Source organism: Nocardia uniformis NBRC 13702 (genome assembly GCF_001613345.1).
Taxonomy (GTDB): Bacteria; Actinomycetota; Actinomycetes; order Mycobacteriales; family Mycobacteriaceae; genus Nocardia; species Nocardia uniformis.
In genome coordinates this window covers 75195-88650 of record NZ_BDCE01000007.1, presented here as the reverse complement: position 1 = coordinate 88650, position 13456 = coordinate 75195, and the positions used below count along the sequence as shown (strand labels likewise).

Annotated in this window: 11 protein-coding genes; 5 read left to right on the top strand and 6 right to left on the bottom strand. The window is 66.3% G+C overall.

Annotated features, from left to right (window positions below; genetic code table 11):
* Positions 1-4: 4 nt before the first annotated feature.
* Both NU1_RS01980 and NU1_RS01975 read right to left on the bottom strand, forming a co-directional pair.
* Positions 5-499, bottom strand: coding sequence for a hypothetical protein (locus NU1_RS01980; RefSeq protein ID WP_067516709.1), 495 nt, complete (start codon positions 497-499; stop codon positions 5-7).
* Positions 500-628: 129 nt separating this feature from the next.
* Positions 629-1387, bottom strand: coding sequence for a MerR family transcriptional regulator (locus NU1_RS01975; protein WP_067516706.1), 759 nt, complete (start codon positions 1385-1387; stop codon positions 629-631).
* Positions 1388-1557: 170 nt separating this feature from the next.
* Between NU1_RS01975 and NU1_RS01970 the strand changes: the two genes are divergently transcribed.
* Positions 1558-2262 carry a S1 family peptidase gene (locus tag NU1_RS01970; RefSeq protein WP_157551939.1) on the top strand — a complete coding sequence of 235 codons (705 nt, stop codon included), beginning with the start codon at positions 1558-1560 and terminating at the stop codon, positions 2260-2262.
* A 67-nt stretch (positions 2263-2329) separates the two neighbouring features.
* Here the strand turns inward: NU1_RS01970 and NU1_RS01965 are convergent, their stop codons facing one another.
* Together NU1_RS01965 and NU1_RS01960 are read right to left on the bottom strand one after the other, a co-directional pair.
* Entirely contained in the window at positions 2330-2971 is a 642-nt protein-coding gene (locus NU1_RS01965) for an NAD(P)-dependent oxidoreductase (RefSeq protein ID WP_067516703.1), read from the bottom strand.
* A 158-nt stretch (positions 2972-3129) separates the two neighbouring features.
* Entirely contained in the window at positions 3130-4062 is a 933-nt protein-coding gene (locus NU1_RS01960; protein ID WP_067516701.1) for an EamA family transporter, read from the bottom strand.
* Between the two features lie 104 nt (positions 4063-4166).
* Here NU1_RS01960 and NU1_RS01955 point away from each other — a divergent pair, with 104 nt between their 5' ends.
* Complete coding sequence (locus tag NU1_RS01955) at positions 4167-4667, top strand: MarR family winged helix-turn-helix transcriptional regulator (protein WP_067516699.1); 501 nt, start codon at positions 4167-4169, stop codon at positions 4665-4667.
* Between the two features lie 54 nt (positions 4668-4721).
* Here NU1_RS01955 and NU1_RS01950 read toward each other — a convergent pair whose 3' ends face one another.
* The gene (locus NU1_RS01950; protein ID WP_067516697.1) at positions 4722-5975 is read right to left on the bottom strand and encodes a SpoIID/LytB domain-containing protein; all 1254 of its coding nucleotides are present in this window, start codon (positions 5973-5975) and stop codon (positions 4722-4724) included.
* A 322-nt stretch (positions 5976-6297) separates the two neighbouring features.
* Here NU1_RS01950 and NU1_RS01945 point away from each other — a divergent pair, with 322 nt between their 5' ends.
* From NU1_RS01945 to NU1_RS01935, 3 genes are all read left to right on the top strand, one after another.
* Positions 6298-8574: an N-acetylmuramoyl-L-alanine amidase gene (locus NU1_RS01945; protein ID WP_245719906.1), complete on the top strand. Its 2277-nt coding sequence runs from the start codon at positions 6298-6300 to the stop codon at positions 8572-8574.
* A gap of 435 nt (positions 8575-9009) precedes the next feature.
* Positions 9010-10620, top strand: a complete 1611-nt coding sequence (locus NU1_RS01940; protein WP_067516693.1) for an ABC-F family ATP-binding cassette domain-containing protein — start codon at positions 9010-9012, stop codon at positions 10618-10620.
* A gap of 146 nt (positions 10621-10766) precedes the next feature.
* Positions 10767-12299, top strand: coding sequence for a serine hydrolase domain-containing protein (locus NU1_RS01935; RefSeq protein ID WP_245719905.1), 1533 nt, complete (start codon positions 10767-10769; stop codon positions 12297-12299).
* Between the two features lie 242 nt (positions 12300-12541).
* On the opposite strand, the gene NU1_RS01930 is transcribed toward NU1_RS01935, so the two are convergent.
* On the bottom strand, positions 12542-13381 hold the full coding sequence (locus NU1_RS01930; RefSeq protein ID WP_067516691.1) for a Cof-type HAD-IIB family hydrolase: 840 nt from the start codon (positions 13379-13381) through the stop codon (positions 12542-12544).
* Positions 13382-13456: the final 75 nt, after the last annotated feature.

The window sequence follows — 13456 nt, the reverse complement described above, 5'->3', positions numbered from 1 at the left end:
CAGATCAAACGGTGTATGGCACGCGTTCTTCTCGAATCCACCGACCGGTAGTGCGCCATGCCGCTGTCCCCAGGGTCGCCAGCGGGAAGAGCAGGCCGAATCCGCCGATGACCGGATTGCCGAGCACCAGGACCGCCAGCCAGGGCAGCAGGGCCAGCACCGATACGGCGATTATGGCGTAGCGCCCGGCCGCCACCCGGCTGAACAGGAGCACCGCTCCCACAATCAGCCCGACGGCGATACAGAGCGATAGCGGCGCGATCACCAAGGCCGCGACGACCGCACTCCCATCGGGATCGGTGCCGTCGTCCTGCGCACCTCCGGCCAGAATGACGGACCCGGCGAAAATCGCCAGGAAGCCGTGGCCGAAACAGCCCAGTACCGCCAGCGCGCCCGCGGTGACGGCGGTGCAGGGGTTCGCCTTGGGCGGGCGGGTATTTATCAGTGCCGGGGTCGGGAATGCCGGTGACCCATAGGAATACGGACTGGACGGATACATAGAGCGAGTTCCCCTCCCCTGGGATGCCATGGTGGCGATATACAGTTTACCGGTAATGAAACGGCCCCACCGGCAGTGCCGGTGGGGCCGTTTGTCGCGATATTGCTGCGGTAGCCCGCAATTCGATCACTACAGCCGCGCGTCGGCGAACGCCTTCATGGCATCGCGGACGTACGCGGTCATGCCCGCACCGTGCACGTCGTAGTTGGCGGCGAATCGCGGGTCGGCGACATACATTTCGCCGAGGCCGGTGAAGTGTTCCTTGGACACCCGCCGCTGCGAACCCTGGTTGACCCAGTCGTAGTGCCGCGCGACGATGGCCTGCACTTCGTCGCTGTCGACCGGGATTCCGGCCGCATGGGCCCGACCGTAGTCGGCGGCGATATCGAGGTGGGTCTGGAAGAAGGCCTGTTTATCCGCCTCGCTCATGGATTTCCACCAGCGGTCTCCCTGCTCGTAGGCGTCCCTACCCCACTTCTCGATAACCTCGTCCCGGTACTGCGTGTGGTCGAATCCATCGAATACTTCGTTTGCCATGAGTGGCTCACCTGCTTCCGTCTTGCGCAATGTTGTTTGCACCGAAGCGATCTGACGCACCAGCCGGACCTGTTCCTGTCGCAGCAGTTCCAGATGGGTACGCAGGGCGGCCTTCGAATCCTGTTCTCCCGCGAGGACTTCGGCGATGACCGGCAGGCCGAGACCGAGTTCGCGCAGCAGCAGGATGCGTTGCAGCCGGACGAGGGAGTTCTGGTCGTAATAGCGATAGCCATTGGCACCGACCCGGCTGGGCGGCAGCAGGCCGATCTGGCCGTAATGCCGCAGCGTGCGGCTGGTGGTACCGGCCGCCTTGGCCAGATCCTGGATGGACCATTCGGTTGTCGCTCGCACGTTCCTTCCTTCCTCGTCGCTTCGACGGAATCCAGCATGCAAGTTGACGCAACGGCAAGGTCAACCCACTCGAGTATGCTCCAGCTCACACAGCTCCAAATGCTCCACATGTGTTTTTGGGGGGAAAGGAAAAAATGTTCGCGATCGGCCATGCCCGGAGGATTTTTCGGGTGGTCGTTGCCGTGGGGGCGTTGAGCGCCACGGTTCTCACTTCCGGTATCACCGCCGGTACCGCATCCGCCGCGGCGGTACTGGGCGGCGGTTCCGGGATCTATGTCGAGCAACTCGATGATCCGAACTCCATCGGCGAATGCACCCTCACCGCAATCGGATACGACCGGGAGAACCGCCTCGTCGGTATCACCGCCGGTCACTGCGGCGAGATCGGTGCCCGCATTGCCGGGGAGTATTCGGTGCGCACCGGCACCGTGGGTGTGATCGCCGAGAAGAGCGAGGGCAATGACTGGGCGGTGGTGCTCCTGGATCCGGAGCGCGTCTCGCCGACCAGGCAGGTGGCGCAATCGGTCATCAATGGTGTCGCACCGGCGCCCAAACTCGGCGATAACGTCTGCAAGAACGGCCGCACCACCGGATTCACCTGCGGTCCGGTCTGGGAGGCCAATCCGGAGTACTTCCGCAGCCAGGTCTGTGCCGATCACGGCGACTCCGGTGCGCCGGTGCTGCTGGGCGATCGGGTGGTCGGAATGGTCGTCGCCGGTGCGGATTTCGAAGCCGGACCGGTCACCATCGATCTCGCGCCCTGCAAGGGTGCCGGTGACTTCTTCCATCAACCGGAGATCTCCACCACCATGGATCTGGTATTGGCCGATATCGACCGGACCAATGGCGTCGGAGCCGGGTTCCGGACCTTCTGATCCTGCTGGGATCGAGGTCGCGGGTCCCGGCCGCCTTCGTCATTCCGGGGCAGCGGCCGAAGCGCTATCAGTACCCGGCGGTGAACCGGGTGCGGTGGTGCTTCGGCCTTTCGGCCTCATCCACCAGGGCCACCGCGAGATCCTCCATGGAGATGGCGGAATTGCCGTCGGCGTCGGCGAGGAGTTCATCGGTGCCGAGGCGGTAATCACCGGTCCGCACACCGGGTTCCAGCAGGGCGGGCGGACTGACGTAGGTCCAGTTGACCGGACCGTCCTGAGCTGCGCGGAACACCTCGAACTGTCGATTGCACGCGTCGGCGATGGGCAGCAGTTCGGCGGGGAAGTCCGGCTGCTCGGTCAGTATTTTCCCGGTGCCCGGCACAATGAGGCTGCCCGCCCCGCCGACCACGAGCAGGCGAATCCCGCTGTGCGCCAGACCTACCAGGAGAGCGGCGGCGACCTCGGCGAGCTGGTGCTCCGCGCCGACAACCGGCCGGGTCGCACTGATGACAAGATCGCTTCCGGCGACGATATCCGCGATCTGGGCGGCGTCGGTGGCGTCACCGCCGCGCACCTCGACCGCATCCGGCAGTTCGCGCAGCCGTTCGGGATTGCGGGCGACGGCACGCACCGCATGTCCGCGTCGTAGTACCTCGTCGACAACTCGGCTTCCTACGCCGCCGGTGGCTCCGAAAACGGTGATGTGCATTGGTTTTGAACCTTCCTGTGGGTACGTTCCCGTCAGTCCGGGGAGGGGTAGCTGCCTGAGCGGATGGCCGGAGGTGCCGCATGTTTCGGGACCGATCCGCCCCGTCATCCCGGCACGCTTGAATGACGAGGGGTTCCGCTCAGGACTTCTGACCGAGCTCAGAGAGCGCGAGCAGGTGTAGCGGCCGGTGGGATCAGCTGTGGGGCAACGGGCTTGGGTGCTCCACCGAGTTGTCCGAACAGGGTGGCGCCGAGGGCGATGGCAATGCCGAGCACCTGAATCGGGCTGAGTGCCTGACCGAGTGCGACCCAGCCGATAATGGCGGCCGACAGCGGGCTGAGCAGGCCGAGCAGGGCGGCCGAGCTGGCGGGCACCCGGCTGAGACCACGGAACCAGAGGGCGTACGCGGCCGCGGTACCGAGCAGACCGAGGTACAGGTAGCCACCGATGGCCTCGGCGTCCAATGCGGGCGGTGCGCCTTCGACCAGCAGCGCCAGCGGCAGCAGCATCAAACCACCCGCGGCCAGCTGCCAACCTGTCATGGCAAGGGGTCCAACGCCTTCGGGTCGCCCCCAGCGCTTGGTGAGCACGACACCGGCGCCCATGGATACCGCACCGAGGAGTCCGGCGATGACGCCGACGGTATCGAGGGCGGCGGTAGCGCGCAGTACTACCAGGGAGACACCGAAGAGTCCGATGACACCCGCCGATACCTTGCGGGTGGTGGGCCTTTCGCCGAGCAGCAGAACCGCGAGGCCGAGGGCGAACAGCGGTTGAGCCGCACCGAGTACGGCCGCCACGCCACCGGGCAGCCGGTAGGCGGCGAGGAATAGCAGCGGGAAGAACGCGCCGATATTCAGTGCGCCGAGAACACCTGCCCGCCAGAGCCATTCGCCGCGCGGCAGCACCCGGGTAATGGCCAGCAGCAGCAGTCCGGCGGGTAGCGCCCGCATGAGGGCGGTGAAGAGCGGCCGGTCCGGCGGCAGGAATTCGGTGGTGATCGCGTAGGTGGACCCCCACACCAGCGGCGCGAGAGCAGTCAGGGCGAGAGTGCCGGTGTACGAGGCTGCCCCGGCGCGTGCGGTGGTCATTATTCGCTCCTCATTGATAATCTCAACATTGAAATAAAAGCATCGGAAGTACCTCGGCGTCAAGTATCTTCACGTTGAGATTATTTCCCTCGAGAGGAGTGGTGATGGCCGACGCAATCGACCTGATCACGGCCGCCTGGCGGCAGCAGCGTCCTGACGTGGACGTTTCCCCCATGGAGGTGGTCGGGCGCATCACTCGTCTGGCCCGATTCCTGGACCTGGAACTCACCGAGTTCTTCAACGCCCACGGGCTGGAGTTCTGGGAGTTCGACGTCTTGGCCACGCTGGTCCGGTCCGGCGGGGATACGGGCCTCACCGCGGGCGCGCTCAACAAGGCCTCCATGCGGACCTCGGGCGCGATCACCAACCGCATCGATCGGCTGGCGGCCAAGGATCTGGTCGTGCGAGTACCCGACGCGACCGACCGCCGGTCGATCCGCGTTCAACTCACCGATAAGGGCCGCACCCTGGTCAACGAACTACTGCCGCTGCACGTGGCCAATGAGGAACGGCTGCTGAGCACGCTGAGCGGCGACGATCGCGAACAGCTCGTGAAACTCCTGCGCGGGCTGGCCGAATCGCTCGGCGACACCGCACTCAGCTGAGAGCGCCGGTCGGCGGAACGCCCACGCGCGGGTGTTCGCGTAATCGGCTGTGTACTACTCGGATTCGCCGGTCAGTGGGACGGATTCCGCGGTCACGGTAGCGCCGGGCACATCGGCGACCTGCGCGCTCCGCACCGGAATGTTCGGCGTGGACGTTGTCGGCTGGGGATACCGCACCGCCGGTGGAGTCGGGGTGGACGCGGTGGTGGGGGCCAGGGTGGTGCCGGGGTTGGGAGCGCGGGCCGGGGTGGGGGCCGGGGGCTGCGGGGCAGTGGCTCCTGGCTCGGGAGCGACCAGTTCGATCAGGTCGAGGAGCACCGCGGGCAGGTCGGTCGCGGCATCACCTTCCCAGGTCGGTGCTTCCTCGGTCGGAAGTTCCGAGGGAACTTCGGAAGGCATTGGGCCCGGGGCCAATTCGGCGGGGGTGGGCCCGACCGCGAGGGTTTGGATATCGATGGCGGAACCGCCGTCGGGGGCGGCGGAGTATTCGCTGCGCAGGATGTGACCATCGCGCAGTAGGACCTGACCGCTGGAGGCGAATACCGCCGCCGTGGCGCGGTCGTCCTCTCGGTCGGTGCCGGGATAAGCCTGGCAGTCGGTGGTATCGCAGGTCTGGGCATAGGCGTAGCGCGTTTCGGACAGGGCGTAGGAGCGGGCGGCAATGGCCTGGGCGCGCAGGGCTTCCGCGCCACCCTGATCGGCCCAGTTGGCCTGCATTTCGGCCGGGACGACGCCGCGCAGATAGTCGTCGACGTCGACATCGTTGACGGTGCGGGCGGATTCGCCATCGAGCGCCACGCCGAGCGCGCCGCGGTAGGCGCTGCCGCCACAGAGCGCGAGGTGTTCCACGGCGGGTCGGTCCGGTCCGAATTCCACGGGGTAGACCCAGGGATCGTCGGTACTGCCCTCCCACAGCACTTCGCCGTCGCAGTCACTGGTGATGACCACATCGGCCCCGTTCGGGGTGGCGGTGAGGTGGGCGGCCTGGCCCGGAATGACGCGGCGGCCCGCCACGAAGAGTCCGGCGTCGGAGTACACGTCGAGGGTGCTGTCGTCCTGAGCCATCAGGCGCACCAGGACATTCGTCTGCCCGATGGCGCCCAGCTCGGCACCCGGATAGTAGTGGGCGAGAATGGATTCGGCCGTCCAGCCATCCTTGGCCTGGTTCAGTGCGCCGTGCTGGCTGAGGCCGCGGCCGTGACCGTAGGGCCCGGCGACGGCCTGCGCGTGGATATCGTCGCCGGCGCGCCCTTCGGGCCAGGCCCAGAGCACGGCGGCGGTGCCGCCGGTCAAGGCCGCGGTGACCACGCAGAGTCCGATCGTTTGTCGCCTTCTGCGCCGTCGTAGCAGGTATCCGTTCGGCATGTCATACCCGTTCTGTCGGATTCCGAGGTTACATTCGAGCTATCGCTTGGTAATCCTCAACTACAGATTTAGGGATTGTGACAGATGTTGCAGTTGGGACTAGTGTGATCGTTGATTCGTCAGGAATCAACCCCCGTCTTCGGGTGACGATCGACGGTTCTACCTGGAATGGGAGATGCACGTGCCGTACCGCAAACCGAAACGCTCATACGTCCTCCCGGTTGTCGCCCTACTGGCGGTTACAGCGCCGGTGAGTGTCCTCGCCATGAGCGACACGCCCAAGTACCGAGATATCAATCAAAGCAACTACGCGGCAATTCCAGCGAAGCTGGCGGAGACGGCGTGGAGCGCCGCGCCGGACGTGGTGCTGCCGCTGCGTGACATCACCGGTCTGCCACTACCGGACCTACGACTATCCGATCTACGGATGCTGCCGATACCGGCGTCGATTCAGATCCCCGCAGGTCTACCCCTACCGCCGGGGGTGGAGCTACCCAGCGAGATTCCACTACCTCGACTAGGTAACCCCGCGGCTTCTCCCCAAAGACCCTTCACCGGAGCGCCCGGATTCATCGCCGAACCCGGCGAGGTCGAATCCCAGCTCGCGCCCGATAACGAAACGCCCGCGCCGAACGTCGAATCCGACGCCGCGCCCACCGATCCCGGTGACTCTCCCGCCCCCGGTTCCACTCCCGAGACCGATACGGGCATCGAAAATCCCTCGGCTCCCACCGCGCCCGGTTCCGACGCGCCCGCTCCCGGGTCCCCCGAACCGAAGGCCGCGGACGAAACCCATGCTCCCGCAATGCCGGCCGCGCCCCTGATCGGCGGTGATCCCAATCGCCCGGCGCTGGCACCCGGTGTGGTGCCGAACGAATTCGTCGACCAGGTGGGTGCGCAGGTCAAGGAGATCACCCGCGACACGCCGTTCAGCATGGTCGCGCTCACCGCGAAGGATATGTCGGGCACCACGGCCATGATTCGCGCCAAACGCCCCGATGGCAGCTGGGGCGAGTGGTACAGCACCGAGCCGGTGGACACCACGGCCAGGGATGGCGTTCCGGATGCCAAGTCCGGTACCGAACCGATCTACGTCGGCAATACCAAAGCCGTGCAGATCCTGTTGACCCGCAAGCCGACCGCGGCCAAATCCACCGATATCGCGGTACCCGAGGATGCCGGGCAGCCGGTCGATCCGGCGCTCCCCGCCGATCCGGCCGCCGCGACTCCGGGGCTCCCCCGTACCGAGGTCGCGGGCGATCCCGCGCAGATCGGCCTGGAGGCGCTGTCCGCGGTACTCATCGATCCGGGCCGCGGGGCCATCGATTCGACGCTGTCCGAGGTGGCGGCTCCGCTGCCCGGCGGCGGACCCAAAGTGATCTCGCGTGCCCAGTGGGGTGCCGACGAATCGCTGCGCTGCGAGGACCCGACCTATGACGCCGACGGCGTCGCCGGAATCGCGGTGCACCATACCGCGGGTCGCAACGACTACTCCAAGTCGGAGTCGGCGGGCATTGTGCGCGCCATCTACGCCTATCACGCGAAGACGTTGGGCTGGTGCGATATCGGCTACAACGCCCTGGTCGACAAGTACGGTCAGACCTTCGAGGGACGCGCGGGCGGACTCGACAAGGCGGTGCAGGGCGCGCATACGGGCGGGTTCAACGAGAACACCTCCGGCATCGCGTTCATGGGCAATCACGAGGAGGAGGCCCCGACCTCGGCGGCCGTCCAGGCGGTGGGCGATTTCATCGGCTGGCGTTCGCGAATCGCGGGCCTGGATCCGGAGGGCTACACCTCCATGATCTCGGAGGGCAGCCAGTACACCCGCTACGCGCTGGGCCAGTCGGTGAAACTGCCGATTGTGTTCGCGCACCGCGATGTCGGCAATACCTCCTGCCCCGGTGACGCCGGCTACGACGTAATGGACCGTATCCGCGCTATCGCGGCCGGTGTCTCGACTCCGGAAACGCAGCAGGCACCGACCCCGCCGCGTTCGCAGACCGATCGTGGTCCGGCTCCGCAGCAGTCCGTGAACCCGGATACCGACGAGGATCTGGCGACCCTGGCCGACCTCACCGCCTCCCTGCTGAGCATGCTGGATCGCAGTACGGTGGCGCGCCACTGGGCCGACCAGGGCGGGGCTGCCGGGCCGCTGGGAGCGCCCATTTCCGAGCCGTATCCGACCCTGGACGGTGGCCAGTACGCCAAGTTCACCAATGGGGTCGTCTACGCGTCGCCGGGTGGGCAGGTCTTCCAAATGGCCGGAAAGATCCTGGAGCGCTTTATCCAGCTGGGCGCGTTCACCGGTCTGCTGGGTATGCCGACCGGCAATGAATACGAGGTGACCGACGGTGTTCGCACCGACTTCCAGCACGGCTCACTGATTTTCAACAAGGTCACCAATATCGTGACCACCATTCTCGACAACTACGGCACGACGCAGTCGCCAGCGGCGTCACCGATACCGGCGACGCTGCCGTCGCTGCCCGCCGCCGACCCGATCCCGTCACCCATGCCACAGGCCGCGCCGGTCCCGTAAACTGGCGTAACACAGCATGATTCGAGCCCGGCCGTAATCCAACGGCCGGGCTCGACCTTGCAACCGGGTGCCTACCTCAACCGAGCACACAACTCTCGACCCAGCACCTAACCTCGACCCAGCATCCAATCTCGACCCAGCACCCAACCTCGTCATTCCGGCATGGTTTTGGCCGGAATCCACACCGCTTGCCGTAGTGGATCCCGGCCAAAAACACGCCGGGATGACGGGGGGTCGCGCCGACACCCACCACACCAGCGACCCGCGCCGACACCCACGACGACGGGGTTGCGCGCCGACACCCACGACGACGGGGTTGCGCCGACATCGCGCCATCGAGTCGGTTGATCAAGCCGTGCCTCCGCCGAAACTCAGGTGCCGACCCGACCAGGCCCCGGGTACCCTCCGGCGGGGGAATCTGCCGGAAGGGATGTTGTGGGACACGTCGAAGTGGGTCGGCTGACTTACGTGCTGCCGGATGGTCGGCCGCTACTGAACGATGTGTCGTTCCGGGTCGGTGACGGGGTCAAGGCCGCGCTGGTCGGACCGAACGGGGCGGGCAAGACCACCCTGATGCGATTGATCGCCGGGGACGCCGAGCCGGTCGAGGGCAGCGTGGTCAGCTCCGGCGGCCTGGGCGTCATGCGGCAGTTCATCGGCAGTATCCGCGACACCATGACGGTGCACGACCTGCTGGTCAGCGTGGCTCCCGAACCGATCCGGGTGGCGGCCGCTCAGCTCGACAAGGCCGAGATCGCGATGATGGAGAGCGAATCGGAGAAGATCCAAATGCGCTACGCCCAGGCGATTTCCGACTACAGCGATGCGGGCGGCTACGACATCGAGGTCACCTGGGACGCCTGCACCATCGCCGCGCTCGGCATCCCGTACGACCGCTGCAAATACCGCGAGGTCAATACGCTGTCCGGCGGTGAACAGAAGCGCCTGGTGTTGGAGGCGCTGCTGCGCGGTCCGGACCAGACCCTGCTGCTCGACGAGCCGGACAACTATCTGGATGTGCCGGGCAAGGTCTGGCTGGAGAACCAGCTGCGGGAAACCTCGAAGACCGTGCTGCTGGTCAGCCACGACCGGCAGCTGCTGGCGAATGCCGCCGATCGGATCATTACCGTCGAGGGCGGCAATATCTGGGTGCACGGCGGTGGTTTCGCGTCCTACGCGGAGGCGCGCCGGGATCGCAACGCGCGGCTCGACGAGCTGCGCAGACGTTGGGACGAGGAGCACGCCAAGCTCAAGAAACTGGTGCTCATGCTCGGGCAGCGCGCCAAGTACATGGACACCATGGCGGCGGCTTACCACTCGGCTCAGACCCGCCTGCGCAAGTTCGAGGAGGCCGGACCGCCGCAGGAGTCGGCTCGGGATCAGAACATCAATATGCGCCTGCGCGGCGGCCGCACCGCGAAGCGCGCGGTGATCTGCGAGAGCCTAGAGCTGACCGGTCTGATGAAACCGTTCGATCTGGAGATCTGGTACGGCGAACGGGTCGCGGTGCTGGGTTCCAATGGCTCGGGAAAGTCGCACTTCCTGCGGCTGATCGCCGGTGGCGATGTCGCGCACACCGGCGTGGCCCGACTCGGATCCCGGGTAATCCCCGGCCATTTCGCCCAGACCCACTCGCATCCCGAACTGCTGGGCCGCACTCCGGTCGAGATCGTCATGACCGAACACGCCCGTTTCAAGAACGAGGCGATGAAGGTCCTGGCCCGCTACGAACTCGCCGGAACCATTGGCGAGCAACGCTTCGAAACCCTCTCCGGTGGCCAGCAGGCCCGCCTGCAAATCCTGCTCCTCGAACTGTCCGGCACCACCCTGCTCCTCCTCGACGAGCCCACCGACAACCTCGATCTGGCCAGCGCCGAAGCCCTACAGGACGGCCTGAACGCCTTCGACGGCACCGTGGTGGCGGTAACCCACGACCGCTGGTTCGCCGACGACTTCGACCGCTACCTGGTGTTCGGCTCCGACGGCCAGGTCTACGAGTCGGACGAACCGGTGTGGGACGAAACCCGCGTGGTGCGCAAGCGCTGATCCCGCGCTGGACCGTGTCAGCGTCCACGTCAGCACGGTGACAGTCCGGTGTCAGGACTGCGGGCGATTGTTGTTTCCGTAATCGAGCCGCTCGGCAAGCACAATGTATGCCGATCGGACACAACGGATTCGAAGGAGCAACCGCCGTGGCCATCACCCTGACCGACCAGGACAAGACCACCGTACGGACCGCCGCGCACGGCGCGGTGTCGCTGCTGGCCGCCGCGAGTGGCTCGCCCCACCAGGTCGCCACCGCGGGCAGTACCGCGCTGTACGCCGCGACCGGGGTGGTCGGGCATGTGCTCGCCGCGAAGTCGAAGGACATCGAACTGCGGGGCAAGTCCGTCGCGGAACTCGCCGACCGGGTGCTACCGGCTCTGACGGCAGCGGTGAGCCTGCTGGAGCGGCAGGATCCCGCGGAGGCGAACAACTTCCGCAGCACCGTTCTCGTCGCCCTCGACACCGCCGCTCAGGGTGAGCCCGGCCCCACCGTGGCCGCGATGACCCGCAAGATCACCGAAGCCCTCGACGCTGGGACAGCTACTGCCGACAGCGCGGCCGCCCCGAATACCGTTGCCGGGCAGGATCGCCCGGGGCTGCAGAAGACCATCGAGGAGATCGTCGGTTCCGGTTTCATCGGGCTGACGCTGCGCGTACACGATGAGCACGGCGACTGGGTCGGCAGCGCCGGGGTGAGCCAGCTGGGCGAGACCGCGCAGCCACCGACCAACGGACACGTCCGGATCGGAAGCAACACAAAGACTTTCACCGCGACCGTAGTGCTGCAATTGGTGGCCGAAGGCAAGATCGACCTCGACGCCCCCGTGGTCGGCTACCTGCCCGAGTTCGAGCTGGACGAGCGGATCACGGTGCGCATGCTGTTGCAGCACACCAGCGGAGTATTCAACTTCACCGGCGAGGTCTTCGAAGACGGGACGACCGCACCGGGGATCGTCTGGTCCGGCAAGGAATGGGTGGACAACCGCTTCCGTAGCTACGCACCGGAAGAGCTGGTGGAGCTGGCGCTGTCCAAGCCCGCCCGGTTCGAGCCCGGCACGGACTGGAGCTACTCCAACACCAATTACGTGCTGGCCCGGCTGTTGATCGAGAAGGTCACCGGCCGCTCGGCGGCCGAGGAGACACAGCGGCTGATCATCGGCCCACTCGGATTGTCGGGCACCGTGGTGCCGGGCACCTCGACGGATATCCCCGAGCCCCACGCCCACGCCTACTACCGGTACGACGACGCCGACGAGCCGAAGACCGCCGACGTCACCCACTCGAATCCCTCCTGGATCTCCGCTGGCGGAGACATGATCTCCACCCCCGAAGACCTGCACACCTTCATCTCCGCACTCGTCAGCGGCAAACTCCTGCCCGCCGACCTGCTGGCCGAAATGTGCACCCCGGAAGCAAAGGTCGGCTACGGCCTGGGCGTATTCATCCTGAACACCGACACCGGCACCCTCATCACCCACAACGGCGGCCACGGCGGCCACGGCGGCCTGATGTACAGCACCCCCGACGGCAGCAAAACCATGACCGCCGCCCTGAACTACATCGACGACGCCGACCTGTCCGGAGCGGCGGCCTTCCAGCAGGCCACCCAGCGACTCATCGCCGAGGTGTTCGGCGGCGAGCAGCACGCACCGGCCGACCCCGCCCAACCGGAAAACTGAACCCGCACGCCGCGAAGGTGCCCCCTCCCAGCCGAGCACCGGACCGAACACGAATCGGGCCACGCCGAGCTCCCCGAGCCAGCGTGGCCCGATTCGCATGCGCGTCGGAGGTGTGTAGTTGACACAACCCCGAGCCACCCACCGTTGAAGTTCAGCGACGAAGCCGACCCGGCGACAGCGACCCACGAGCCACCCGCCGTTGGGGTTTCAGGGGCGAAGCCCCGGAGAGCTACGAGAGTTGTTTACACCCACCAGCGTTCGAGGATGCGGGCGACGCCGTCCTCGCTGTTCGTACTGGCGACCTCGTCCGCGGCCTCCTTGGCCTCCGGATGGGCGTTCTCCATGGCCACACCGTGTCCGGCCAGCCGCAGCATCGGAACATCATTGGGCATATCACCGAAGGCGATCATGGTGGAGTGCTCGACACCCAAACGTTGAGCGACCGTGGCCAACCCGGTGGCCTTGGTGACGCCCGGCGCGGACAATTCGATCAGTCCGTCATTGGTGGAGTAGGTGAGATCGGCGCGGCCCGCGAGGCGCGGTTCCAGGATTTCGCGCATGAACGCACTGGTGGCCCCCGGCAGGCGAATGAGCATCTTGATAGCGGACGCGGAGATGACCTCGGTCCGCGACACTCTGGTGTCATCCGGATTGAGCCAGGCGTGCTCGTACTCCGGGGAACTCACGAACTGTGGGGTGGCGGCATCGTGTGCGGTCGCGCCCACCCGCTCGGTCGCCAGCCCACAGCCGGGTAGCAGCCCTTCGGCCAGGTCGGCGATCCACGCCAGGGTGTCGACCTCCAGGACCCGGGTGGACAGGATGCGATCATTGGCGCTGTCATAGATGACCGCCCCATTGCCGCACACGCACAGCGGCGCGTACCCCAGGCCGTCGACAACCGGATCGATCCAGCGGGGTGGACGCCCGGTCGCCAGTACGAAGGGCACACCATCGGTGATCAGCGCCGATACCGCCGCTCTGGTACGCGGACTCACCTGCTCATGGTGGTCGATCAACGTGCCATCGACATCGGTCGCGACCATCTTGGGCTTGGGCAGGTGAAAGAGAATCACCTGTTCCATCCTGCACCAACGAACGCCCCAACAGTCCGAATTGTGGCCTGATCGAAGCCCGCGAAGCCCACCCGCAACACGCGA

Coding starts and splice junctions, on each gene's coding strand:
- NU1_RS01945 (WP_245719906.1), top strand. CDS start 6,298: ATGAGCGACACGCCCAAGTACCGAGATATCAATCAAAGCAACTACGCG.
- NU1_RS01930 (WP_067516691.1), bottom strand. CDS start 13,381: ATGGAACAGGTGATTCTCTTTCACCTGCCCAAGCCCAAGATGGTCGCG.
- NU1_RS01960 (WP_067516701.1), bottom strand. CDS start 4,062: ATGACCACCGCACGCGCCGGGGCAGCCTCGTACACCGGCACTCTCGCC.
- NU1_RS01955 (WP_067516699.1), top strand. CDS start 4,167: ATGGCCGACGCAATCGACCTGATCACGGCCGCCTGGCGGCAGCAGCGT.
- NU1_RS01980 (WP_067516709.1), bottom strand. CDS start 499: ATGTATCCGTCCAGTCCGTATTCCTATGGGTCACCGGCATTCCCGACC.
- NU1_RS01965 (WP_067516703.1), bottom strand. CDS start 2,971: ATGCACATCACCGTTTTCGGAGCCACCGGCGGCGTAGGAAGCCGAGTT.